This window comes from Paracoccus sp. S1E-3 (assembly GCF_013868135.1).
In the GTDB taxonomy this organism is placed as follows: domain Bacteria; phylum Pseudomonadota; class Alphaproteobacteria; order Rhodobacterales; family Rhodobacteraceae; genus Paracoccus.
This window is the reverse complement of sequence record NZ_JACEMU010000004.1, coordinates 1831812-1853709: the sequence shown is the minus strand read 5'-3', so window position 1 is coordinate 1853709 and position 21898 is coordinate 1831812. Positions and strand designations below refer to the sequence as shown.

Sequence of the window (21898 nt, the reverse complement as noted above, 5' to 3'; positions counted from 1 at the left end):
GGGCCTGATCCTATCTGACCCCACCATGAGCCAGAATCCCCCCCTGCTGCGCCCCGACCTCGCCCGCGCCGCGATTCCCGATATGCGCCGCGACGGCCAGCCGACCATCGGCATGGTCAGCCTTGGCTGTCCGAAGGCGCTGGTGGACAGCGAACGCATCCTGACCCGGCTGCGCGCCGAAGGTTACGCCATCAGCCCCGATTACGCGGGCGCCGATGCGGTGATCGTGAACACCTGCGGGTTTCTGGACAGCGCCAAGGCGGAATCGCTGGACGCGATTGGCGAGGCGCTGAAGGAAAACGGCCGCGTCATCGTCACCGGCTGCCTGGGGGCCGAGCCGGACTATATCACCGGCGCCCATCCCAAGGTGCTGGCGGTGACCGGTCCGCATCAATACGAGCAGGTGCTGGACGCCGTCCACGGCGCCGTGCCGCCGGCGCCCGATCCGTTCATCGATCTGCTGCCCGCGTCGTCGGTCAGCCTGACGCCGCGCCATTACAGCTATCTGAAGATCTCGGAAGGCTGCAATCATCACTGCAAGTTCTGTATCATCCCCGATATGCGCGGCCGTCTGGTCAGCCGTCCGGCCCATGCTGTCCTGCGCGAGGCCGAAAAGCTGGTCGCCGCCGGGGTCAAGGAATTGCTGGTGATTTCGCAGGATACCTCGGCCTATGGGGTGGACCTGAAACATGCCGAAGATCGTGGCCACCGCGCCCATATCACCGATCTGGCCCGCGATCTGGGGTCCTTGGGCGCATGGGTGCGGCTGCATTACGTCTATCCCTATCCGCATGTGCGCAACTTGATCCCGCTGATGGCGGAAGGTCTGGTGCTGCCCTATCTGGACATTCCGTTCCAGCATGCCCACCCGGACACACTTCGCCGCATGGCGCGGCCGGCGGCGGCGGCGAAGACCCTGGACGAGGTCGCCGCCTGGCGCGCCGCCTGCCCCGAGATCACCCTGCGCTCGACCTTCATCGTCGGCTATCCCGGTGAAACCGAAGACGAATTCCAGACCCTGCTGGACTGGCTGGACGAGGCGCAACTGGACCGCGTCGGTGCCTTCCAATACGAAAACGTCAAGGGCGCGCGCGCCAATGATCTGCCAGACCATGTCCCGGATGCGGTCAAGCAGGACCGTTTCGACCGTTTCATGGAAAAGGCGCAGGCGATTTCCGAGGCGAAGCTGGCCGCCAAGGTCGGCAGCCGCATCGAGGTGATCGTGGACGAGGTCGACGAAGACGGCGCCACCTGCCGCACCAAAGCCGACGCGCCCGAAATCGACGGCAACCTGTTCATCGACGAGGGTTTCGAGGCGCTGAAGCCCGGCGATATTGTCAGTGTCACCGTGGATGAGGCGGGCGAATACGACCTTTGGGGCAAGCTGTAATGCGGGCATGGGACGCCGAGGGCAAACCGCGCAAGCCGCGCGTGGTCTGCATCGGCGCCCAGAAGGCCGGCACCAGCTGGCTGCACCAACAGCTGAACGAACACCCGAAAATCTGGACGACGCCCTTCAAGGAACTGCACTATTTCAACGCCCGTCATTGCCCCGAGCATCGGCAATGGCTGCCCTGGCATTTCCGCGAAGCCATCCGCGCCACCGAAAAGCGCTTTCGCGCGCGTGGCGAGGAGATGCCCGAGGATATGGTCCGCTATCTGGTCGGCATGACCGCGGATCCGATGTTCACCCAGAAATGGTATCGTCAGGCCTTCGCCCCCGCCCCGCGCGGGATGCTGCCGCTGGACACCACCCCGGAATATTCGGCCCTGCCCGACGCCGGCGTCGACGAGGTAGCCGAGTTCCTGCCACGGGCGAAGTTCATCTATCTGATCCGCGATCCGGTGGCGCGGGCGGTGTCGCAATTGCGGATGAACCTGGCGCGCCGCAAGGCGCTGCCGAAGACCGCGCAAGGCTATCTGCACCATCTGGACGACGCCGAACTGGCGGATCGCGGCGATTACGCCGCCTATCTGCCGAGATGGCAGGCGCGTTTTCCGCCCGACCGGCTGCTGGTGCTGCCTTACGGGCGCATTGCCACCGATCCCGCCGGCCTGATGCGCGAGATCGAGGCTTTTCTGGGCCTCGATCCTTTTGCCTATTCCCGGCTGGACACGGTTTTTCACCGCGGTGCCGATGCGATCGAATTTCCCGAGGAGGGCCGAGCGATCCTGCGCGACCGCTTCGCGGCCCAGTATGAATTCCTGACGGCGAATTTCGACGCGGCCTTCAACGCCGCCTTGCGCTGACGCTTCAACTTCGCCGCTTGATCGCCTAAATACCCTTCAAATCCGTTTGCGAGGACCTCATGGCCAATTACGAATTCGTCTATCACATGGACGGCGTGTCCAAGACCTATGCCGGCGGCAAGAAGGTCTTTGAAAACATCCGCCTGAACTTCCTGCCCGGCGTCAAGATCGGCGTCGTCGGCGTCAACGGCGCCGGTAAATCGACACTGCTGAAGATCATGGCCGGCATGGACAAGGACTTCACCGGCGAGGCCTGGGCCGCCAAGGGCGCCAAGGTCGGCTACCTCCCGCAGGAGCCGCAGCTGGACGAAAACCTGACCGTGCGCGAGAACGTCATGCTGGGCGTGGCCGAGAAGAAGGCCAAGCTCGACCGCTATAACGAAGTGGCGATGAACTACTCGGACGAGACCGCCGAGGAGATGGCCCAGCTTCAGGACGAGATCGACGCCGGCAACCTGTGGGATCTCGACAGCCAGATCGATGTCGCGATGGAGGCCCTGCGCTGCCCGCCCGACGACGCCAATGTCGCGACCCTCTCGGGCGGCGAGCGGCGCCGCGTCGCGCTGTGCAAGCTGCTGCTGGAAGCGCCCGACATGCTGCTTCTGGACGAACCGACCAACCATCTCGACGCCGAAACCATCGCCTGGCTGCAAAAGCACCTGATCGAATATCCGGGCACCATTCTGGTGGTGACCCACGACCGCTACTTCCTTGACGACATCACCGGCTGGATCCTCGAACTGGATCGCGGCCGCGGCATTCCCTACGAAGGCAACTATTCGGCATGGCTGGAGCAGAAGGCCAAGCGGCTGGAACAGGAAGCCCGCGAGGACAAGGCCAAGCAGAAGACGCTGGAACGCGAACTGGAATGGATCCGCGCCGGCGCCAAGGCCCGTCAGGCCAAGCAGAAGGCCCGGATCAACGCCTATAACGAACTCGCCGGCCAGTCCGAGCGCGAGAAGCTGTCCCGCGCCCAGATCATCATTCCGAACGGCGAACGCCTCGGCGGCAAGGTGATCGAGGTCGCGGGCCTGAAAAAGGCCATGGGCGACAAGCTGTTGATCGAGGATCTGACCTTCTCGCTGCCGCCGGGCGGCATCGTCGGCGTCATCGGTCCGAACGGCGCGGGTAAATCCACGCTGTTCCGCATGCTGACCGGGCAGGAACAGCCCGACGCGGGCGAGGTCACCTACGGCGACACCGTGCATCTGAGCTATGTCGACCAGTCGCGCGATGCGCTCGGCGCCGACAAGACGGTCTGGGAGGAAATCTCGGGCGGGGCCGAGCAGATCGTGCTGGGCGACGCCTCGATGAACAGCCGCGCCTATGCCAGCGCGTTCAACTTCAAGGGCGGCGACCAGCAGAAGAAGGTCGGCCAGCTGTCGGGGGGCGAGCGCAACCGCGTCCACATGGCCAAGCTGCTGAAATCCGGCGGCAATGTCCTGCTGCTGGACGAACCGACCAACGATCTGGACGTGGAAACCCTGCAGGCGCTGGAAGCTGCGCTGGAAGATTTCGCCGGCTGCGCGGTCATCATCAGCCACGATCGCTTCTTCCTCGACCGGCTGTGCACCCATATTCTGGCATTCGAGGGCGACGCCCATGTCGAATGGTTCGAGGGCAACTTCGAGGATTACGAGGCCGACAAGATCCGCCGCCTTGGCCCGGATTCGGTGGAGCCGAAGCGGGTGAAGTACAAGAAGTTTACGCGTTAAGGCTGCCATGGGTTGGGGTCAGGCCGGCTGGTGGCTGCGGCTGAGGGCAGAACTGCGCCGGATGGGCGTCCGCGTGGCCCTGTTCAGCATGGCCGGTATCGCGCTGGCGATCTCGGCGCGTTATGTCGGGCCGTTCGTGCCCGACATTCCCGGCATCGACCTCGCATCGGGCGCGGTTGATTCCCTTCTGAACATCATCGCCAGCTCGATGCTGGCGGTGACGACGTTTTCCATGTCGATCATCGTCGGCGCTTATGGTTCGGTGACCGCCAACGCGACCCCGCGCGCCACCCGCCTGCTGGAGGAAGATCGCACCGCGCAAACGGCGGTGGCTGTGTTCACCGGATCCTTCCTGTTCAGCATCATGGGCATCATCGGGCTGTCGGCCGGGCTTTACCCCGGCAATGCGCGGGTGCTGCTGTTCATCGTCACCGTCATCGACATCCTGCTGATTACCTGGGCGCTGCTGCGCTGGGTCAGCCATCTGAACGAATTCGGCCGGATGCGCGACATCATCGCCCGGATCGAGCTTGCCTGCCGCGCCCCTGCGCAGGCTTTTCGTGACGCGCCCGCGCTTGGGGGCGTGGCGGCGGACACGGTTCCCGATCCTGCGGGGCCGGATCTGTCGGCAAGGGAGGCAGGCCATGTCCGCTTTGTCGACCTGCCGCGCCTTCAGGCCTGCGCCAGCCGGGGCGGCGTTGTCGTCGCGGTCCTGCGGATGCCGGGCAAATATGTCCACCGGGGCGAGGCATTGTTGCGCCTGTCCGCGCCGGTTTCGGACGATATCGCCGCGGAAATGACCGGTGCCTTTACCCTGGGCGCATCGCGCAGCTTCGACCAGGATCTGCGCTATGGCCTGACCGTGCTGAGCGAGGTGGGCAGCAAGGCCCTGTCACCGGGGATCAACGATCCCGGCACCGCGATCGAGGTTCTGCGCGCGGGCACCCGCATCTTCGAAGCGCTGCACGAATCGACCGGCACGAGGGCGAAGCCGCGCTTCGACCGGGTCATCGTGCCGCCGCTGAATGTCGGCGCGCTTTATCAGGAGTTCTTCTCGCCCATAGCCCGCGACGGCGCCGGCATGCTAGAGGTGCAGGAGACCCTGCAGGACTGCCTGCTCGCGCTGGAACGGATCGGCGATGCCCCTGCGGCGCGACGCGAATCCGAACGGGCCATGACCCGCGCCCTCGAAACCCTGACCGAGGGGTGGGAGCGGGATCAGCTGCGCGCCGCGCAGAAATAAGTAGCCGCACAAAGCGCAGCGGGTTCAATGGAAACGGGCGGCGCATATGCGCCGCCCGTTAAAATCCAAGGCCTTGGGCCACGGCCGCCTTCCGGCAGCCGCAGCTGTTTCGGCGCCGATCAGAAGTGATAGGCGGCGCGCAGCTGGATCATGTCAGTGTCCAGATCCAGGCCCTTGACGTCGGCGACATCGTTGAACTTCTGCTTCGAATATTCGGCGCCGACGGTGAAGGCGTCGGTCACTTTGAAGTCGCCGCCCAGACCATAGGTCACATCGGTTTCCGAGATGTCGTAACCGGCGCTGTCCAGCTTCAGCTTGGCAACACCCACGGTGACGTAGGGCATGAAGCGGCCCATGTCGTAACCGGCGCGGGCGCGCAGCCGGGTCATGTCGGCTTTGTCATCGGCGTTGTCGATGTCCAGCTTGTTGAAGTCCAGTTCGCCACCCAGCACGAACTTGCCGAAGTCGCGCAGATAGCCGGCGTGCAGACCGTAGGTCTTCATGTCTTCATCGCCGCTGACGCCGGCACCCGACAGTTCGGCCGAACCTTTGCCGTACTGCAGACCTGCGTAGAAGCCGGTCCAGTCCGAGGTGTCTTCCATCACGACGGGCGCGACGACGATCGGCTCGGGGTTGGCGACCGGGGGGGTGTAACCACCGGCGAAAGCGGTGCCGGCGAACAGCGAGGCGGCAACGGTAGCAAAAACGAGTTTCATTGAGAATCTCCAAACTGAGAGTTTCGTTGTGTGGCGATGACTTAGCCCCCGTATCCCGTCGGTTAAAGAGGGCGGCGGGCCCGAGCCGTCGGGGCGTGACATGGAAACGACCACGCCAACGTGAGAGCGAGTGATCCGACCCCGTAAGGTGTCATAAAACTGTAGTAAAATTAGAATGTTGTCCTGTTACCGCCACGCTCCGGGGCGCCACCGGGCTGGCGGAAGGTTCGCACAATCTGCTCGATTTTCGTGCGCATAGCAGGGTTGCGGTTTGTGCAATACGGGCCCCGGACCCGCTTGGTTCCTGTTAAGTTCTTCTCGAGGAAAAGAAAAACCGCGCAAGGCGCGCGGTTTTCCGGGAGGGCATGGGGTGAAATCAGAAATTCCAGTCCTCGTCTTCTGTCGCCACCGCCTTGCCGATCACATAGCTGGAGCCCGAGCCCGAGAAGAAATCGTGATTTTCGTCCGAATTGGGCGACAGCGCGGCCAGGATCGCAGGCGAGACCTTGCAGGCTTCCGGCGGGAACAGCGCCTCATAGCCCAGGTTTTGCAGGGCCTTGTTGGCGTTGTAATGCAGGAAGGTCTTCACGTCCTCGGTCAGGTTGACCGGATCGTAAAGGGTTTCAGTATATTTGGTCTCTATCTCATACAGATCGAAAAGAAGGGCAAATGCGAAATCCTTCAGCTCCGCGCGTTCGGCCTCGGTCAGCTTTTCCTGACCCCGCTGGAACTTATAGCCGATGTAATAGCCATGGATCGCTTCATCCCGGATGATGAGACGGATCAGGTCGGCGGTATTGGTCAGCCGCGCACGGCTGGACCAGTGCATCGGCAGATAGAACCCCGAATAGAACAGGAAGCTTTCCAGGAAGACACTGGCGATCTTCTTCTTCAGCGGATGGCTGGACGCGTCATATTCGTCGAGAATCAGCCGTGACTTGGCCTGAAGCTGCTCGTTTTCCGACGACCAGCGGAAGGCCTCGTCCACTTCCGAGGTCTGGCACAGGGTCGAGAAGACCGAGGAATAGCTGCGCGCATGGACCGCCTCCATGAAGGAGATATTGGTCAGCACGGCTTCTTCATGCGGGGTCAGCGCGTCGGGCAGCAAGGATGGTGCGCCGACGGTGTTCTGAATGGTGTCCAGCAGCGTCAGGCCGGTGAAGACGCGGATGGTCAGCGTCTGTTCCTGCGGGGTCAGCAGTGACCAGCTTTGGATGTCGTTCGACAGCGGCACCTTTTCCGGCAGCCAGAAATTGGCGGTCAGGCGGTTCCAGATCTCAAGATCCTTGTCGTCCTGAAGGCGGTTCCAGTTGATCGCGGTGGGGACAGCGCGGGCTTTGGCGATATCTTTCATGGCAGTCCTCACAGCGTGCAGGAAACGCAGCCCTGAACTTCGGTCCCTTCAAGGGCGTTCTGGCGCAGGCGGATGTAATAGATGGTCTTGATGCCCTTCTTCCAGGCGTAGATCTGGGCGCGGTTGATGTCGCGCGTGGTGGCATCAGCGGGGAAGAACAGGGTCAGCGACAGGCCCTGATCGACATGCTGGGTCGCGGCGGCATAGGTGTCGATGATCGCCTCGGGGCCGATCTCGTAGGCGTCGCGGTAATATTCCAGATTGTCGTTGGTCATGTAGGGCGCGGGGTAATAGACGCGGCCGATCTTGCCTTCCTTGCGGACCTCGATCTTCGCCGTGATCGGGTGGATCGAGGAGGTGGCATAGTTGATGTAGCTGATCGAACCGGTCGGCGGCACCGCCTGCAGGTTGCGGTTATACAGGCCATCCGCGATCACCGCGTCGCGCAGCGCGGTCCAGTCCTCGCGCGTGGGAACGGCAATGCCGGCGGTTTCGAACAGTTCGGCCACGCGCTCGGTCTCCGGCAGCCAGTCGCGGGTGACATATTTCTCGAAGAAGGAGCCGTCGGCATATTGCGATTCCGCGAAACCGGCAAAACTGCGGCCGCGCTCGCGCGCCAGTGCATTCGATTCCTTCAGCGCGTGATACAGCACCGAGGCGAAATATATATTCGTGAAATCGATGCCTTCGGGCGATCCGTAATGGATGCGCTCGCGCGCCAGATAGCCATGCAGGTTCATCTGGCCGAGGCCGATGGCATGGCTTTCGTCATTGCCCTTGCGGATCGACGGCACGCTGTCGATCGCCGACATTTCCGATACCGCGTTCAGCGCCCGGATCGCGGTGCCGACGGTGCCGGCCAGATCGCCGCCATCCATGGTTTTCGCGATGTTCAGCGAACCGAGGTTGCAGGAAATGTCGGTGCCCATTTCGGCATAGGACAGATCCTCGTTGAACTCGGACGCGCTGTTGACCTGCAGGATCTCGCTGCACAGGTTCGACATGGCGATGCGCCCCGCGATCGGGTTCGCGCGGTTCACCGTGTCCTCGAACATGATGTAGGGATAGCCGGATTCGAACTGGATTTCGGCGATGGTCTGGAAGAAGGCCCGCGCGTTGATCTTCTTTTTGCGGATCTTCGGATTGTCGACCATCTCGTGATATTTCTCGGTCACCGAAATGTCCGAGAAGGGCACGCCGTAAACCTTCTGCACGTCATGGGGCGAGAACAGATACATATCCTCGTTCTTCTTCGCCAGTTCGAAGGTGATATCTGGGATGACGACGCCCAGCGACAGGGTCTTGATGCGGATCTTCTCGTCGGCGTTCTCGCGCTTGGTGTCGAGGAAGCGCAGGATGTCGGGGTGATGCGCGTTCAGATAGACCGCGCCCGCGCCCTGCCGCGCGCCCAGCTGGTTGGCATAGCTGAAGCTGTCCTCCAGCAGTTTCATCACCGGGATCACGCCCGAGGACTGGTTGGCGATGCCTTTGATCGGCGCGCCATGTTCGCGGATATTGGTCAGCATCAGCGCAACGCCGCCGCCGCGCTTGGACAGCTGCAGGGCCGAGTTGATGCTGCGCCCGATCGATTCCATGTTGTCTTCGATGCGCAGCAGGAAGCAGGACACGAATTCGCCGCGCGCCTGCTTGCCGCAGTTCAGGAAGGTGGGGGTGGCGGGCTGGAAGCGGCCGTCGATGATGTCGTTCATCAGCCGCAGCGCCAATGCCTCGTCGCCGCGCGCCAGCGTCAGGGCGACCATGACCACGCGGTCCTCATAGCGTTCCAGGAAGCGCTGACCGTCCCAGGTCTTCAGCGTGTAGGAGGTATAGTATTTGAACGCCCCCAGGAAAGTCGGGAAGCGGAATTTCTTGGCGAAGGCCTCGTCCCAGATCCTGCGCTGGAAGTTCTTCGAATACTGGTCCAGCACAGCCGGATCGTAATAGCCTTCGTCCACCAGATAGCCCAGCTTCTCGTCAAGGCTGTGGAAGAAGACCGTGTTCTGGTTCACATGCTGCAGGAAATACTGCCGCGCCGCCTTCCGATCCGCGTCGAACTGAATCTGACCCGCATCGTCATACAGGTTCAGCATTGCGTTCAGCGCGTGATAATCCCCCGTCTCTGGCGCGGGACGGTTCAGGCGGTCATCAAGCATGTCTCTCTCCAGAAGCGGGTAAGCCCGTCATGGATGCGGGCGATGTCGGTTTCGGTGCCGGCCAGTTCGAATCGGCACAGCAGGGGCACCCCGCATTTGCGGGAAATCACGTCGCCTGACGAGGCGAAAAACGGGCCAAAGTTGCGATTCCCGCTGGAAATGACGCCGCGAATCAGGGCGCGCCGGGCGGGGTCGTTCAGAAACTGGATAACCTGCTTCGGCACGGCCCCACGGCCTTCGCCATCCGCATAGGTCGGGCAGATCAGCACATAGGGCTGATCGGGCAGGGGCATCGGGTCATCGGCGTCGATCGGGATGCGCAGCGCGTCCAGCCCCAGCCGGGCAACGAATTTCGCCGTATTGCCCGAGCGGGAGGAGAAATAGACGAGCTGCGCCATGTCGGAATGCCAATGTGCGATGCCGGGCAGGGATCAGGACAGGGTGCCGATCAGGTCCGGGCGGAAGCCCGACCAATGCGCATCGCCGGCGATGACGACCGGTGCCTGCCGGTAGCCGAGGCCCGAGACATGGGCATAGGCATCTTCGTCCTGGGTCAGGTCGACGACGTTGAATTCGATGCCGCGCGCCTGCAGGGCGCGGGTGGTCGCGGTGCACTGCACGCAGGCCGGCTTGCTGTAAACGGTGATGCTCATCTTGTCCCTCATGTCTGATTCGCGGAGGACAGAAAGCGACCGTTCGGAAAAGCCATGCCCTTCCGATTGGTATGCCCGGGGTCCCTGCCGCAGGTTTGTCTGTCGCTTTGGCGCCTGATTTTCGCGGGATGTGTGACGGTGCTTGCCTGCCCCGTTTCTGTCCCGCGCCGGGATGATTCCCAGCTTGCCGCAGCCCGTCCATATTGTGGCGAGGTCACGGTTCTGTCAACTAGATATGGTGTGTTTCTGGGCGATTTCGCACAAGCCTTGGGATTGCTGGACGATTGCTGCCGCCAGCTTATCCGGCGATGAAAATCTTCCCATTTTGTTCCCGCAGCGGCACCGAATCCAGCCCGCAGGAGGCCGGCCCGGCGCAGACCTCGCCCGTCACGGTGTCGAACTGGGCCTGATGCGAGGAACAGATCAGCCGCGCCCCATCGGCCGACAGGATGCGGTCGCCGTGATAGTCGAGCGGCAGATATCGATGCGGGCACAGATTCACGAAGCCACGCAGGCCGTGCGCGTCGCGAATCACCAGCAGCGGAAAACCGTCGATGTCGAAGGCGCGGACGCCCTCGACCTGATCGGCGGTGCAGATGACCGTGCCCGGCGCGGGCGCGGTCGACAGGTCCTCCCAGCTCATTCGGCGTGCAGCACGCCGCGACGCAGCTGGTCTTCCTCGATCGATTCGAACAGGGCGCGGAAATTGCCCTCGCCGAAGCCGTCATCGCCCTTGCGCTGGATGAACTCGAAGAAGATCGGTCCAATCACGGTTTTCGAGAAGATCTGCAGCAAAATCCGGGTCACGCCGCCATCGACCACGCCCTCGCCGTCGATCAGGATGCCGTGTTTCTTCATCAGCTCCAGCGGTTCCTCATGGCCCGCGACGCGCTTTTTCGACATTTCGTAATAGACGGCGGGCGGGCCGGGCATGAATTCCAGCCCTTTCGCCGCGATGGCGTCGGTCGCTTTGTAGATATCCTCGGTCGCGACGGCGATGTGCTGGATGCCCTCGCCCTTGTATTCGCGCAGATATTCCTCGATCTGGCTGTGCTCGTCGGCGGATTCGTTGATCGGGATGCGGATCTTGCCGTCGGGCGAGGTCAGCGCGCGCGAAAACAGCCCGGTCTGTTTGCCCTTGATGTCGAAATAGCGGATCTCGCGGAAATTGAAGGTATCGTGGTAGAATTTGTACCAGGTATCCATGTTCCCGCGGATGACGTTATGCGTCAGGTGGTCGATATAGTAAAAGCCGACGCCCTCGGGGCGCGGGTCGGTCTCGGCCAGCCAGTCATAGCTGTCGGACCAGGCGCTGCCGGTATCGTCATACTTGTCGATGAAATACAGCAGGCTGCCGCCGATCCCGTAAACCGCCGGGAAATCCAGCACCTTGCCGGGGCCGGTATATTCCTCGGCCCCCAACTCGACCGCGCGTTTCAGCGCGTGCTGCGCGTCGACCACGCGCCAGCCCATGGCGGGGGCGCAGGGGCCGTGATCCTTGATGAACTGGCTGGCATGACTGTCCGGTTCGGCGTTCAACACATAGTTGATGCCGCCCTGACGATAGAGGGTGACGTTCCGGGTCTTGTGCTTGGCGACGGGGACGAAGCCCATCTTGCGGAACAGCGCGTCCAGCTCCTCGGGGTTGGGGTGGGCGAATTCGACGAACTCAAAGCCGTCGGTGCCGGCGGGGTTGGCGGCGCTGATTTCTGCCTTGGGGGCATTATGCGGGAAAGGGCCCATGATATCCTCCTCTTCGGTTGGCGACATTATGACGCGGGGCTCGCACAAGAGGTTTGCATTCGCGCCGCGAATACGCAGAATGATGCATCGTTCATGTATTATTGGAAAGAAAATGATTGATTCCACGCATAATGGCTTTGATCGTGCGATTCTTTCTGCATTGCAGCGCGACGGGGCGCTGACCAATGCCCAGCTGTCCGAGATCGTGAATCTCTCGCCTTCACAATGTTCGCGCCGGCGGGCAGCGCTGGAAAGGGCAGGGGTGATCCGGGGCTATGCGGCGCGGTTGGACGGCCGGGCGCTGGGTTTCGGGATTCGCGCTTTTGCACGGGTGAACCTGCGCAGCCATGGCGCGGCCAGTGACAAGGATTTCGCCAGTTTCATCGCCGCCCAGCCCGAGGTGCGCGCTGCCCATTCCGTCTCGGGCGACGCGGATTACGTGCTGGAACTGCATGTGCGCGATCTGGACGCGCTGGCGGATTTCATCCATGACCGGCTGCTGCCGCATCCGCAGGTGATCCAGGTCCGATCCGAGATCGTGCTGAAATCCGCCAAGGAGGACGGTGGCCTGCCGCTTTAGGCCGCCCGCGCCAGTTCCGGCAGCGGCGCGTCGTCCGGCGTGCGGTTGTGGTGGCGCCACTGGCCCGGTTTCAGCCCGTATTCGGGCAGGAACGCGCACAGCTTGCGGGGGCTGTCGCGCTCGATATCGAAGATCAGCAACTGGTCGCTGCGGGCGGCGAAATGGACCTGAACCGCGGCGTGATGGGCGTGCCAGTCGCGCAGCCACATCTCGCGCATGGTCTGGATGTTGCGGATGCCGGCCTGCGCCATGGCGCGGCGCAGATAGCCGCCGTTGAAATGCCGACAGCGCGAGTCGAGCCAGTTGGCTGGATCACGGGTGTTCAGGATGAAGCGGCTGCCCGGATATTGCCGGTCCAGCAGCCGGAACTGGCCGATTCCGGACAGGTAGCTGCGCCTGTCGCACATATCCATATCGGAATATGCCTGGGCATCGTCGATCCCGTCCAGCAGCGGGCGACCGGCCGTCGCATTCCGGTCGATCCGGGCGCCGATGATGACGCCCAGACCGCCTGTCCCATGATGACGGTAATGGGACGAGATCAGCCCGGCGCGCCGAAACATCTTGTGCAGGCTGGTGGTGCCGCATTTGTTGAAGCCGATGACGAAGATTTTCGGAAGCATACGCACCTCAGGTCAACTGTGGGTTGAGCTTGTGCGCTGCGCGGTTAAATTTCGGTTAACGGGTGCCGGAAAGGATCACAGCAGGTCATAGATCAGCTTCAGCGCCAGCGAGGTGGAGGTGACGACCAGCAGCGGCTTGATCAGCCGGGCGCCGATGCGCATGGCCAGCCGGGACCCGACCCAGGCCCCGGCGATCTGCGCGGCCCCCATCGCCAGCCCGGTGATCCACAGCGGCTTGCCCACCAGCGCAAAGGCCACCAGGCCGCCCAGGTTCGAGGCGAAGTTCAGCAGTTTCGTATGTGCCGTGGCCCGGAGGATGCCGTATCCTGCCAGCATCACGAAGCCCAGCATGAAGAAGGCGCCTGTGCCGGGGCCGAGCAATCCGTCATAGAAGGCGATGAACGGCACCACGAACAGCGTAAAGGCGGCGGGGGTGAGCCGCGCCGTGCGGTCGGCGTCCGACAGGCCCGGCTTCAGCGCGAAGAAAGCGGCGATACCGATCAGGACGATCGGCAGCACATAGCGCAGCGCCTGCGTGGGCACCAGCGTGACACAGAAGGCCCCGGCCAGCCCGGCCAGAAAGGCGATGGCCGCCGCGCCTTTCTGCCGGCGCAGGTCGACCAGACCCGAGGACGCATAGCTCAGCGCCGCCGTCGCCGCGCCGAAGACACCCTGCACCTTGTTGGTCGCCAGCGCCTGCGCGGGCGGCAGCCCCGCCAGCATCAGCACCGGCACGGTGATCAGGCCGCCGCCGCCGGCAATGGAATCGACAAATCCCGCAGCAAAGGCAGCGGCGATCAGCAGCAGAGTGACATCAAGGGCAAGCTCGAACATGCCCGCTTGATCCAGCGCGCCGAGGCGATTGTAAATGGCAGAAAATGGAGGATGCGATGCTGCTGGATCGGATCGGGATGCGGGTGCCGGTGGTGCAGGCGCCGATGGCGGGGGTGACGACGCCCAGGCTGGCTGCGGCGGTGGCGAATGCGGGCGGTCTCGGCTCGCTGGGGGTGGCGGCGCTGGATGCCGCAAAGGCGGGCGAGGAGGTGCGCCAGACCCGTGCGCTGACCGCCGCGCGTTTCAACGTCAATGTCTTCTGCCATCGGCCGCCCAGGCGTGATGCCGCGAAAGAGGCCGCCTGGCTGGCGGCGCTCGCCCCCGATTTCGCACGGTTCGGCGGGGCTGCGCCCGAAGGGTTGGAGGACGGCTATCGCCCCTTTGCGCTGGATCCTGAAATGCTGGCGATGCTGCTGGCCGAACGGCCCGGCGTCGTCAGCTTTCATTTCGGCCTTCCGCCCGCCGATCAGATCGCGGCGCTGCGTGAAAGCGGGGCGGTGCTGCTGGGATCGGCGACCTGTCGGCAGGATGCCGAAAGGATCGTGGCGGCGGGCTTGGACGGCATCGTCGCGCAGGGTTGGCAGGCGGGCGGCCATCGCGGGCTGTTCGACGAAAACGGCCCTGACGAGCGGCTGCAGACGCTGGATCTGCTGAGGGCGCTGAAAGGCGTCGGGCTGCCGCTGATCGCGGCGGGGGCGATCATGTCGCGCGGCGATGTGCAGGCGGTGCTGGCGGCCGGGGCGGTGGCTGCGCAATGCGGAACCGCCTTTCTGATGGCGGAGGAGGCGGGGACCTCGCCCGCGCATCGCGCAGCACTGGCGCCGGGCGCCACGCGGATGACGCGCGCGATCTCGGGCCGGCCGGCCCGAGGGGTGGATAATATCATCAGCCGCCGCGACGACCGCGCCGCGCCGGACTATCCGCTGCCCTATTCGGCGCTGAAGGCGCTGCATGCGCTGGCGTCAAAGGCGGGAGAGGACGGCTATGGCCCATTCTGGGCCGGTACCGGCTGCGCCGAAGCGCGGCCCGGCACTGCGGCAGAGATTCTGCGGCGTCTGGCACCCTGAAGCGCCCGGGCAACTTCCCGCCTCAGGGAAGGCGAACGGGCCGGTCCGGCATCGGTCGGGCGGCGATGGCTGTCGTAACAGCCTTGTAACACCGGGTGGTGCGAACCCCGGCTCAGGCCGGATCGGGCACCGGCGTCCACATCACCGCCTCGATCGACGGCGCGGCGGTGGCCAGCATCACCAGCCGGTCAAACCCCAGCGCGATGCCGGAGGCCGCGGGCATGCGCGCCAGCGCCGCCAGCAGATCCTCGTCCAGCGGATAGGTCTCGCCATAGATACGGGCCTTTTCGGCCATGTCGGCCTGAAAACGGGCGCGCTGTTCGACCGGGTCGGTCAGCTCGCCAAAGCCGTTGGCCAGCTCGACCCCGCAGGCGTACAGCTCGAACCGTTCGGAGAGGCGGGGGTCGTCGGGGCACCGCCGCGCCAGCGCGGCTTCCGGCGTGGGGTAGCGGTCGAGAATGGTCGCCACGCCATGGCCCAGATGCGGCTCCACCCGTTCGGCCAGCACGCGCGAGAAGATGTCGGACCAGGTGTCGTCTTCGGCCACGCGGATACCGGCGGTCGTGGCCATGGCGGCCAGCCCCGCGCGGTCGGTGCTGCCGTCCGCGGCGATGGTCGCCAGCAGATCGATCCCGGCATGGGCGGCGAAGGCCTCGGCCACGCCGAGGCGTTCGGGGCTGGCATAGGGGTCGCAAACGATGTCGCGGAAGCGGAATTCGGATGTCCCCGCCGCTTCGGCGGCGAGCATCAGGAAGTCGGCACAGTCATCCATCAGCACCGTATAGGCTTCGCCCACGCGATACCATTCCAGCATGGTGAATTCGGGGTGGTGCAGCGGTCCGCGCTCGCGATTGCGCCAGACATGGGCGAAGGCGGCGATGCGCCGCTCGCCCGCCGCCAGCAGCTTCTTCATCGCGAATTCGGGCGAGGTATGCAGATACATCTGCCGCGGCTGTCCGTCATTGCCGATCATCGCGGTGGCGAATCCGTGCAGATGGGTCTCGTTTCCGGGGCTGATCGCCAGCGCCGCCGGATCGACCTCCAGAAAGTCATTGGCATCCAGCCACCCGCGAATGGCGCGCTGGATGCGGTTCCGGGCCAGCAGGGCGGGGCGGCGGTCAAGATGGCGGTGGGGCTGCCACCATTGGGGATTGCTCATGGTTTCTCTGGCAATACGGCAAATCATGGGGTAGGGACGCGCACAATGCGCTTACGCGCCCCCCGACAAGTTCGCAAGGAATCCGCAGATGAAAGTCATCGCCTCCAGCCTTCGCAAGGGCAATGTGGTCGAGATCGATGAACGCCTTTATGTCGTTCTGAAGGCCGAAAACTTCCACCCCGGCAAGGGCACGCCCACCACCAGCGTCGACATGCGCCGCATCGCCGATGGCGTGAAGGTGACGGAACGCTGGAAGACCACCGACCAGGTCGAAAAGGCCCATGTCGACGAACGCGCCTATGATTACCTGTATGAAGACGGCGAAGGCTATCACTTCATGGAGCCCGAGACCTATGAGCAGGTCGTGGGCCCGGCGGACGTGATCGGCGACCAGTCGGTCTATCTGCAGGAAGGCATGCGGGTGTTCCTGCAAGTCTTCAACGGCGTGCCGATCGCGATGGAACTGCCGCAGCGCATCACCGTCGAAGTGACCGAGACCGAGCCGGTGGTGAAGGGTCAGACGGCCTCGTCGTCGTATAAACCCGCGCAGACTGACAGCGGGTTGCGGGTGATGGTGCCCCCCCATATCGGCGTGGGCACCCGGATCGTGATCAACACCGCCGACAACACCTATGTGGAACGCGCCAAGGACTAAGGCACTAGTCCCCGAAGACGGTCAGGGGCGCCCATCGGGGCGCCCCTTTTTGATAGAGTTTATGGCTGCAACAGGTCGTAATCAGACGTCCTGTTTGAACTTGGCCTTGAACGCATCCCAGCGTTTTTCCAGATCGGCCTTGCGGTCGGCCTTCTTCTGTTCGCGCAGGACGCGGTTGGCTTCTTTCTGGGCGGCCTTGGCGGCTTCTTCGGAATCGATGATCTCGCCCAGAAGCTCGTCATAGTTATAGCGCAGCAAAAGCCCGCCGCTGGCGGCGGCCAGATCGTCGACGGTCTGGGTGCTGGATTCGTTCAGGTCCACGATCAACGAGGTGGTGCCGGGCAGCAGCTGCTTGCTGATCGCGCCCATCACATCGTCATCGTCCACTTCGTCGCCCAGATCGACCAGCGATCCCAAGAGCGCACCGGTGGAAAAGCCCAGCAGCACCCCAAGCGGCCCGCCCAGAATCCCGATGAGGCTGCCAATCGCGCTGCCGCCGAGGGTATTCAGCCCGTCGGTATTGCTGCCGCCGTCCTGCAGCACGACGCGCCCGTCTTCGGTGCGTTCGACCACAGCGGCCTGATAGATGTCGTCAGCGGCATAGGAATTGCGCAGCTTGGTCAGCGCCTCATAGGCTTTGCTGCTATCCGGCCAGGTAATTACGATTACGTCACGTGGCATTACAAATCTCCTCATTAGAACATACGACTTCACCAAATCCCGGCGGGGCCGTCGTTGCCGTCGCCGGGGTCGCCAACAGCCGGGCTGCCCCGGTTGTATTCCTGTTCGGGGCCGTCAAATGCGCCGCCCCAGCTTGGCGCAGGACATGCGACCACGACCGAAGCGCATCACAATTGACGCACCCCGAGGAGGCATTCCTGACCGATTCGATTAGCTCACAAAGGCAACGTTAATAATTGGATAACGTAAGGGCAAGGGGATTCCACGGGCACCCGCAAGGATAGGAAAGGTCCCGCCGATCCGCTTGAAGCGGCCCCGGAATCCTGCCTAGTCGATGACGAATTCGTCGCGCCCATAGCCCTGAAGATACAGCAGCGCCGTCAGGTCGCCGTGGTCGATGCGCACGCCCGCCTGCGCGGCCACCACGGGTTTCGCGTGCAGCGCCACGCCCGTTCCCGCCAGCCGGATCATGCCCAGGTCATTCGCCCCGTCGCCGACCACGATGGCATCGGCGGGGGTCAGGCCGTGCTGGGCGGTGATGTCGTTCAGCGCCTCGATCTTGGCCTCAAAGCCAAGGATCGGCAGGCCGACATGGCCGGTCAGCACGCCATCATCGGCCAGCAGCGTATTGGCGCGGTGCTCGTTAAAGCCCAGCTCGGCCGCGATGGGGGCGGTGAAGGCGGTGAAGCCGCCGGAAACCAGCGCGCAATAGGCGCCCTGCGCCCGCATGGTGGCGATCAGCACCCGGCCGCCCGGTGCGATGGTGATGCGTTCGTCCAGCACCTGCTGGATCACCAGCTCGTTCAGGCCGGCCAGCAGGGCCACGCGTTCGATCAGGGCCTCGTGGAAGTTCAGCTCGCCATTCATGGCGCGGGCGGTGATGTCGGCCACGCGGGGGCCGACGCCTGCCATATCGGCCAGCTCATCGATGCATTCCTGTTCGATCATGGTGGAATCCATGTCGGCCAGCAGCACCGCCTTGCGCCGTCCCTCGGTCGGCTGGATCACCAGATCGAAACCGGCCAGCCGGGTGTCTTCGGCGATGGCGGCGGCATCGGCGGGCAGGGTCTCGGCCGGGAATTCGGCGGCGATGCTGTCGTCCAGCCAGATGATATGGCCGCCCGCGAACAGGTCGCGCAGGGCCTCGACGCGATCCTCGGTCAGGTCGGCGCGGGCAGGGGGGGCAAGGACGGTGACGGTATACATGGCGTTTCCCCGGATCGTGGTCGCGCCAGCGGTAGCGTAAATGCCCCTGCTGCGCCAGCGCCGGGAACCGCGCGGCACATAACGCGTTGATGACGCGAAACATCATGGAAGGAAAAGCCGATGGCTTTCTGGGATTTCGTCAAGGATGCAGGCAAGTCGGTCTTCGGTTCCGCCGAAGCGGCCGAGGCCAAGACGCCCGAACAGGCTGACACCGAACGCAAGGTCAAGGCGCTGGAAGCCGAGGTCAAGGCGCTGGGGCTGGATTCGGGCGATGTGCACCTGACCCTGCGCGGCGACACGGTGAAGGTCGAATCCAAGGGCGCCGACCGGGAGACCATGGAAAAGCTGATCCTGGCAGTGGGCAACATCAAGGGCATTGCCAAGGTTGAGGCCGATCTGCCACCCCGCCCGGTGCCCGCCGGCGCTGCCGCCGCGGCCGAGCCGAGCGTGCCGCCGAAACCCGGTGCTGGCGCCCCAGCCGCCCCGGCTGCGACGACGCCGGCCGCTGCCCCGAAGGCTGCGGCAGCTGCCGACGCCCCGGTCTTCCATACCGTCAAGAAGGGCGAGACCCTGTCGGCCATCGCCCAGCAATATCTGGGCAAGGCCAGCCGCTATCCCGAGATCTTCGAGGCCAACCGCCCCATGCTGTCGGACCCCGACAAAATCTATCCGGGCCAGACTCTGCGCATCCCGACCTGAGATGAACGCCGGCTGACGCAGCGTCACTGACGCTGCGTCCCAAAGCCACGGTGGCGCCATCAGGCTTGCCCCGTGGCTTTGTTTTGCCCATGATTCCCGGCAAATCTGCGGCCGTCACACGGCCGGCAAGGGGGGAATATGGCCAAGAACATTCGTTTCGGCGGGATCGCTGATCGTGATGCCGTTGAAAACGCAATGCCCTACGAGGCGCGTGGAAACGCCAGGACGATCTATGAATTCCTGTCGCAAACGGCAGAGCGCTTTCCCGACCGTCCGGCGGTCTCGTTCCAGCTTCTGTCAGGTCCGCGCGACCATGCCACCACGCTCAGCTGGCGCGATCTGCGCGAACGGGTGACCGAAACCGCCAACCTGCTGCGCAAGCTGGGCATCGGGCCGAACGATACCGTGGCCTATCTGCTGCCCAATTCGATCGAGACGCCGGTGGTGCTGCTGGCCGGCATGACCGCCGGGATCGTCAACCCCATCAACCCCCTGCTGGAGGCCGAGCATATCGCCGGCATCCTGCGCGCCACAAATGCCAAGGTGCTGGTGACGCTGAAGGCCTTTCCCAAGACCGACGTGGCCCAGAAGGCGGCGCAGGCCGTCGCCATGGCTCCGAATGTTCAGCATGTGCTGGAAGTCGACCTGAACCGCCATCTGACCGGGCTGAAGAAATTCATCGTCCCGCTGATCCGTCCGAAGGTGACGGCGCAGCATCAGGCCAAGGTTCAGGATTTCGAGGCCGCGGTCTCGGCCCAGAACCATAACCGGCTGGATTTCGACGATCCCAAGCAGGACCGCATCGCCGCCTATTTCCACACCGGGGGCACCACCGGCCTGCCCAAGGTGGCGCAGCATAAATATTCCGGCATGATCTATAACGGTTTCCTCGGCGGCACGTTGCTGTTCGATGAAACCGATGTGCTGATCTGCCCGCTGCCGCTGTTCCACGTTTTCGCCGCCTATCCGATCCTGATGAGCTGCATCGCCTCGGGCGCGCATATGGTCATGCCGACCCCCGCCGGTTACCGGGGCGAGGGCGTTTTCGACAATTTCTGGAAGCTGATCGAGCGTTGGCAGGTCAGCTTCCTGATTACCGTGCCCACCGCCGTCTCGGCGCTGGTGCAGCGGCCGGTGGATGCGGATGTGTCCTCGCTGCGGACGGCGATCTCGGGCTCGGCGCCCCTGCCGGTGGAGCTGTATAACCGCTTCAAGGCGGCAACCGGCGTCGAGATCGCCGAGGGCTACGGCCTGACCGAGGCGACCTGTCTGGTCAGCTGCAACCCGGTCGACGGGTTGAAGAAGGTCGGCTCGGTCGGGATTCCGCTGCCCTATACCCATGTCCGCATCCTGCGCCCCGATGGCATCGGCAGCTTTGTCGAATGCGCGACGGATGAGGTGGGCGAGATCTGCGTCGCCAATCCCGGCGTCTTCGAAGGCTCGACCTATACCGAGGCCGACAAGAACCGCGACCTGTTCGCCGAGGGCCGCTTCCTGCGCACCGGCGATCTGGGCCGTATCGACGCCGACGGCTATCTGTGGATCACCGGCCGGGCCAAGGATCTGATCATCCGAGGCGGTCACAATATCGATCCGGCGGAAATCGAGGATGCGCTGCTGTCCCATCCCGCCGTGGCCTTTGTCGGCGCCATCGGCCAGCCCGACGCCCGCGCGGGCGAGCTGCCCTCGGCCTATGTCGAACTCGTGGCTGGCGCCACCGTGACCGAGGCCGAGTTGATGGAGCATGCCCGCAGCCATATCAGCGAACGCGCGGCGGTGCCGAAATACCTGGAAATCCTGCCCGAACTGCCGAAAACCGCCGTCGGCAAGATCTTCAAGCCCGACCTGCGCAAGCTGGCGATCCGCCGCGTTTACGATGAGACGCTGGAAGGCAGCGGCGCCAGCGTGGCAGAGGTGGTCGAGGACAAGAAGCGCGGCCTTGTCGCCAAGATCGCCCGCACCGAAGGCACCGACGAAGCCGCTGTCGCTGCGCGACTGGGCGAGTTCACGCGGCCCTGGGACTGGGCGTAAGCGCCTGCCTGCCCGCCGATCAAAGCGCGCTTCCGATCTTTGCGGGCGCGCGGCCATTTCACCCGTCGCGGTGGGCGGAGGATGCGCCGCCTGCGGCGGTCACCGGCGCGGGGGACATTCTGTGCCCGGAAAACGATCCGCGTGGCGCCGCGATGCCATGTAAGACAGGGCGCTTCGCCGCCGGTGGCGGGTCGCGAACCGCCAGCCCGGGTGATCCTCAACGGGGCTTACCGGCGACCCGGAAAATACCGTGATCGCCACCGCCGCGTTGCGCAAAGGCGGTCCATCGACCAGCCGGCGCGAAACTCCCCATGCTCGGCACATGGCGCTTTGGCGGAGTCGGGCCAGGGCGCGGTGCTTTGGTCGATCATCAATCGGGTGTCCCGCGTCCCGCTCGGTCTGCCGAAGTCGCGTTTGTGAAGTTCTGACACCGCGCGAATTTGCGCCTTGACCCGACGATTCAGGCCGTCGCCGGGGACGCGTTTCGGCGGTCCGTCGCCTCTGCGAAGGCGGCTCCGGTCTGCTGGGCAGGGGCG

The 21898-nt window shown here is 64.1% G+C and carries 21 protein-coding genes; 9 read left to right on the top strand and 12 right to left on the bottom strand.

Annotated features, from left to right (window positions below; all coding sequences use genetic code 11):
• Positions 1–25: 25 nt before the first annotated feature.
• The 4 genes from rimO to H1S04_RS09170 are packed head-to-tail and all read left to right on the top strand — an operon-like array spanning position 26 to position 5208.
• The gene (gene rimO / locus H1S04_RS09185; RefSeq protein WP_181745184.1) at positions 26–1390 is read left to right on the top strand and encodes a 30S ribosomal protein S12 methylthiotransferase RimO; all 1365 of its coding nucleotides are present in this window, start codon (positions 26–28) and stop codon (positions 1388–1390) included.
• Positions 1390–2250, top strand: coding sequence for a sulfotransferase (locus tag H1S04_RS09180; RefSeq protein WP_181745183.1), 861 nt, complete (start codon positions 1390–1392; stop codon positions 2248–2250). Before rimO ends, H1S04_RS09180 begins: the two co-directional genes overlap by 1 nt.
• A 59-nt stretch (positions 2251–2309) precedes the next feature.
• Positions 2310–3965, top strand: coding sequence for an energy-dependent translational throttle protein EttA (gene ettA / locus H1S04_RS09175; protein WP_181745182.1), 1656 nt, complete (start codon positions 2310–2312; stop codon positions 3963–3965).
• Positions 3966–3972: 7 nt separating this feature from the next.
• Positions 3973–5208: a DUF2254 domain-containing protein gene (locus H1S04_RS09170; protein ID WP_181745181.1), complete on the top strand. Its 1236-nt coding sequence runs from the start codon at positions 3973–3975 to the stop codon at positions 5206–5208.
• 119 nt (positions 5209–5327) lie between these two features.
• On the opposite strand, the gene H1S04_RS09165 is transcribed toward H1S04_RS09170, so the two are convergent.
• From H1S04_RS09165 to hppD, 7 genes are all read right to left on the bottom strand, one after another.
• Positions 5328–5924 carry an outer membrane protein gene (locus tag H1S04_RS09165; protein ID WP_181745180.1) on the bottom strand — a complete coding sequence of 199 codons (597 nt, stop codon included), beginning with the start codon at positions 5922–5924 and terminating at the stop codon, positions 5328–5330.
• Between the two features lie 376 nt (positions 5925–6300).
• Complete coding sequence (gene nrdF / locus H1S04_RS09160) at positions 6301–7278, bottom strand: class 1b ribonucleoside-diphosphate reductase subunit beta (protein WP_181745179.1); 978 nt, start codon at positions 7276–7278, stop codon at positions 6301–6303.
• Positions 7279–7286: 8 nt separating this feature from the next.
• The gene (gene nrdE / locus H1S04_RS09155; protein WP_181745178.1) at positions 7287–9431 is read right to left on the bottom strand and encodes a class 1b ribonucleoside-diphosphate reductase subunit alpha; all 2145 of its coding nucleotides are present in this window, start codon (positions 9429–9431) and stop codon (positions 7287–7289) included.
• Positions 9413–9829: a class Ib ribonucleoside-diphosphate reductase assembly flavoprotein NrdI gene (nrdI, locus tag H1S04_RS09150; protein ID WP_181745177.1), complete on the bottom strand. Its 417-nt coding sequence runs from the start codon at positions 9827–9829 to the stop codon at positions 9413–9415. Before nrdI ends, nrdE begins: the two co-directional genes overlap by 19 nt.
• A 33-nt stretch (positions 9830–9862) precedes the next feature.
• Positions 9863–10084: a glutaredoxin-like protein NrdH gene (nrdH, locus tag H1S04_RS09145; RefSeq protein ID WP_166327757.1), complete on the bottom strand. Its 222-nt coding sequence runs from the start codon at positions 10082–10084 to the stop codon at positions 9863–9865.
• Positions 10085–10382: 298 nt separating this feature from the next.
• Complete coding sequence (locus H1S04_RS09140) at positions 10383–10727, bottom strand: Rieske 2Fe-2S domain-containing protein (RefSeq protein ID WP_181745176.1); 345 nt, start codon at positions 10725–10727, stop codon at positions 10383–10385.
• On the bottom strand, positions 10724–11827 hold the full coding sequence (gene hppD, locus H1S04_RS09135; protein ID WP_181745175.1) for a 4-hydroxyphenylpyruvate dioxygenase: 1104 nt from the start codon (positions 11825–11827) through the stop codon (positions 10724–10726). The genes H1S04_RS09140 and hppD overlap by 4 nt, the downstream gene beginning before the upstream one ends.
• A gap of 112 nt (positions 11828–11939) precedes the next feature.
• Between hppD and H1S04_RS09130 the strand changes: the two genes are divergently transcribed.
• Positions 11940–12407, top strand: coding sequence for an Lrp/AsnC family transcriptional regulator (locus H1S04_RS09130; RefSeq protein ID WP_181745174.1), 468 nt, complete (start codon positions 11940–11942; stop codon positions 12405–12407).
• Here H1S04_RS09130 and H1S04_RS09125 read toward each other — a convergent pair.
• Both H1S04_RS09125 and H1S04_RS09120 read right to left on the bottom strand, forming a co-directional pair.
• A complete protein-coding gene (locus H1S04_RS09125; protein WP_181745173.1) occupies positions 12404–13030 on the bottom strand; it encodes a sulfotransferase in 627 nt (208 codons plus the stop codon). The genes H1S04_RS09130 and H1S04_RS09125 overlap by 4 nt on opposite strands.
• Positions 13031–13105: 75 nt before the next feature.
• On the bottom strand, positions 13106–13864 hold the full coding sequence (locus H1S04_RS09120; RefSeq protein ID WP_181745172.1) for a TSUP family transporter: 759 nt from the start codon (positions 13862–13864) through the stop codon (positions 13106–13108).
• Positions 13865–13908: 44 nt separating this feature from the next.
• On the opposite strand from H1S04_RS09120, the gene H1S04_RS09115 reads away from it, so the two are divergent.
• A complete protein-coding gene (locus tag H1S04_RS09115; RefSeq protein ID WP_181745171.1) occupies positions 13909–14931 on the top strand; it encodes a nitronate monooxygenase family protein in 1023 nt (340 codons plus the stop codon).
• Positions 14932–15043: 112 nt separating this feature from the next.
• On the opposite strand, the gene epmA is transcribed toward H1S04_RS09115, so the two are convergent.
• A complete protein-coding gene (gene epmA, locus H1S04_RS09110; RefSeq protein WP_181745170.1) occupies positions 15044–16090 on the bottom strand; it encodes an EF-P lysine aminoacylase EpmA in 1047 nt (348 codons plus the stop codon).
• 88 nt (positions 16091–16178) lie between these two features.
• Between epmA and efp the strand changes: the two genes are divergently transcribed.
• Positions 16179–16745 (top strand): elongation factor P, encoded by a 567-nt coding sequence (gene efp / locus H1S04_RS09105; RefSeq protein WP_181745169.1) that lies wholly within the window; start codon positions 16179–16181, stop codon positions 16743–16745.
• An 81-nt stretch (positions 16746–16826) separates the two neighbouring features.
• Here efp and H1S04_RS09100 read toward each other — a convergent pair whose 3' ends face one another.
• Complete coding sequence (locus H1S04_RS09100) at positions 16827–17426, bottom strand: DUF1269 domain-containing protein (RefSeq protein WP_181745168.1); 600 nt, start codon at positions 17424–17426, stop codon at positions 16827–16829.
• A 327-nt stretch (positions 17427–17753) separates the two neighbouring features.
• On the bottom strand, positions 17754–18632 hold the full coding sequence (gene serB, locus H1S04_RS09095) for a phosphoserine phosphatase SerB (RefSeq protein WP_181745167.1): 879 nt from the start codon (positions 18630–18632) through the stop codon (positions 17754–17756).
• A gap of 120 nt (positions 18633–18752) precedes the next feature.
• Between serB and H1S04_RS09090 the strand changes: the two genes are divergently transcribed.
• Together H1S04_RS09090 and H1S04_RS09085 are read left to right on the top strand one after the other, a co-directional pair.
• Entirely contained in the window at positions 18753–19331 is a 579-nt protein-coding gene (locus H1S04_RS09090) for a LysM peptidoglycan-binding domain-containing protein (RefSeq protein WP_181745166.1), read from the top strand.
• Positions 19332–19469: 138 nt separating this feature from the next.
• The gene (locus tag H1S04_RS09085; RefSeq protein WP_181745165.1) at positions 19470–21362 is read left to right on the top strand and encodes an acyl-CoA synthetase; all 1893 of its coding nucleotides are present in this window, start codon (positions 19470–19472) and stop codon (positions 21360–21362) included.
• The last annotated feature ends 536 nt before the right edge of the window (positions 21363–21898 follow it).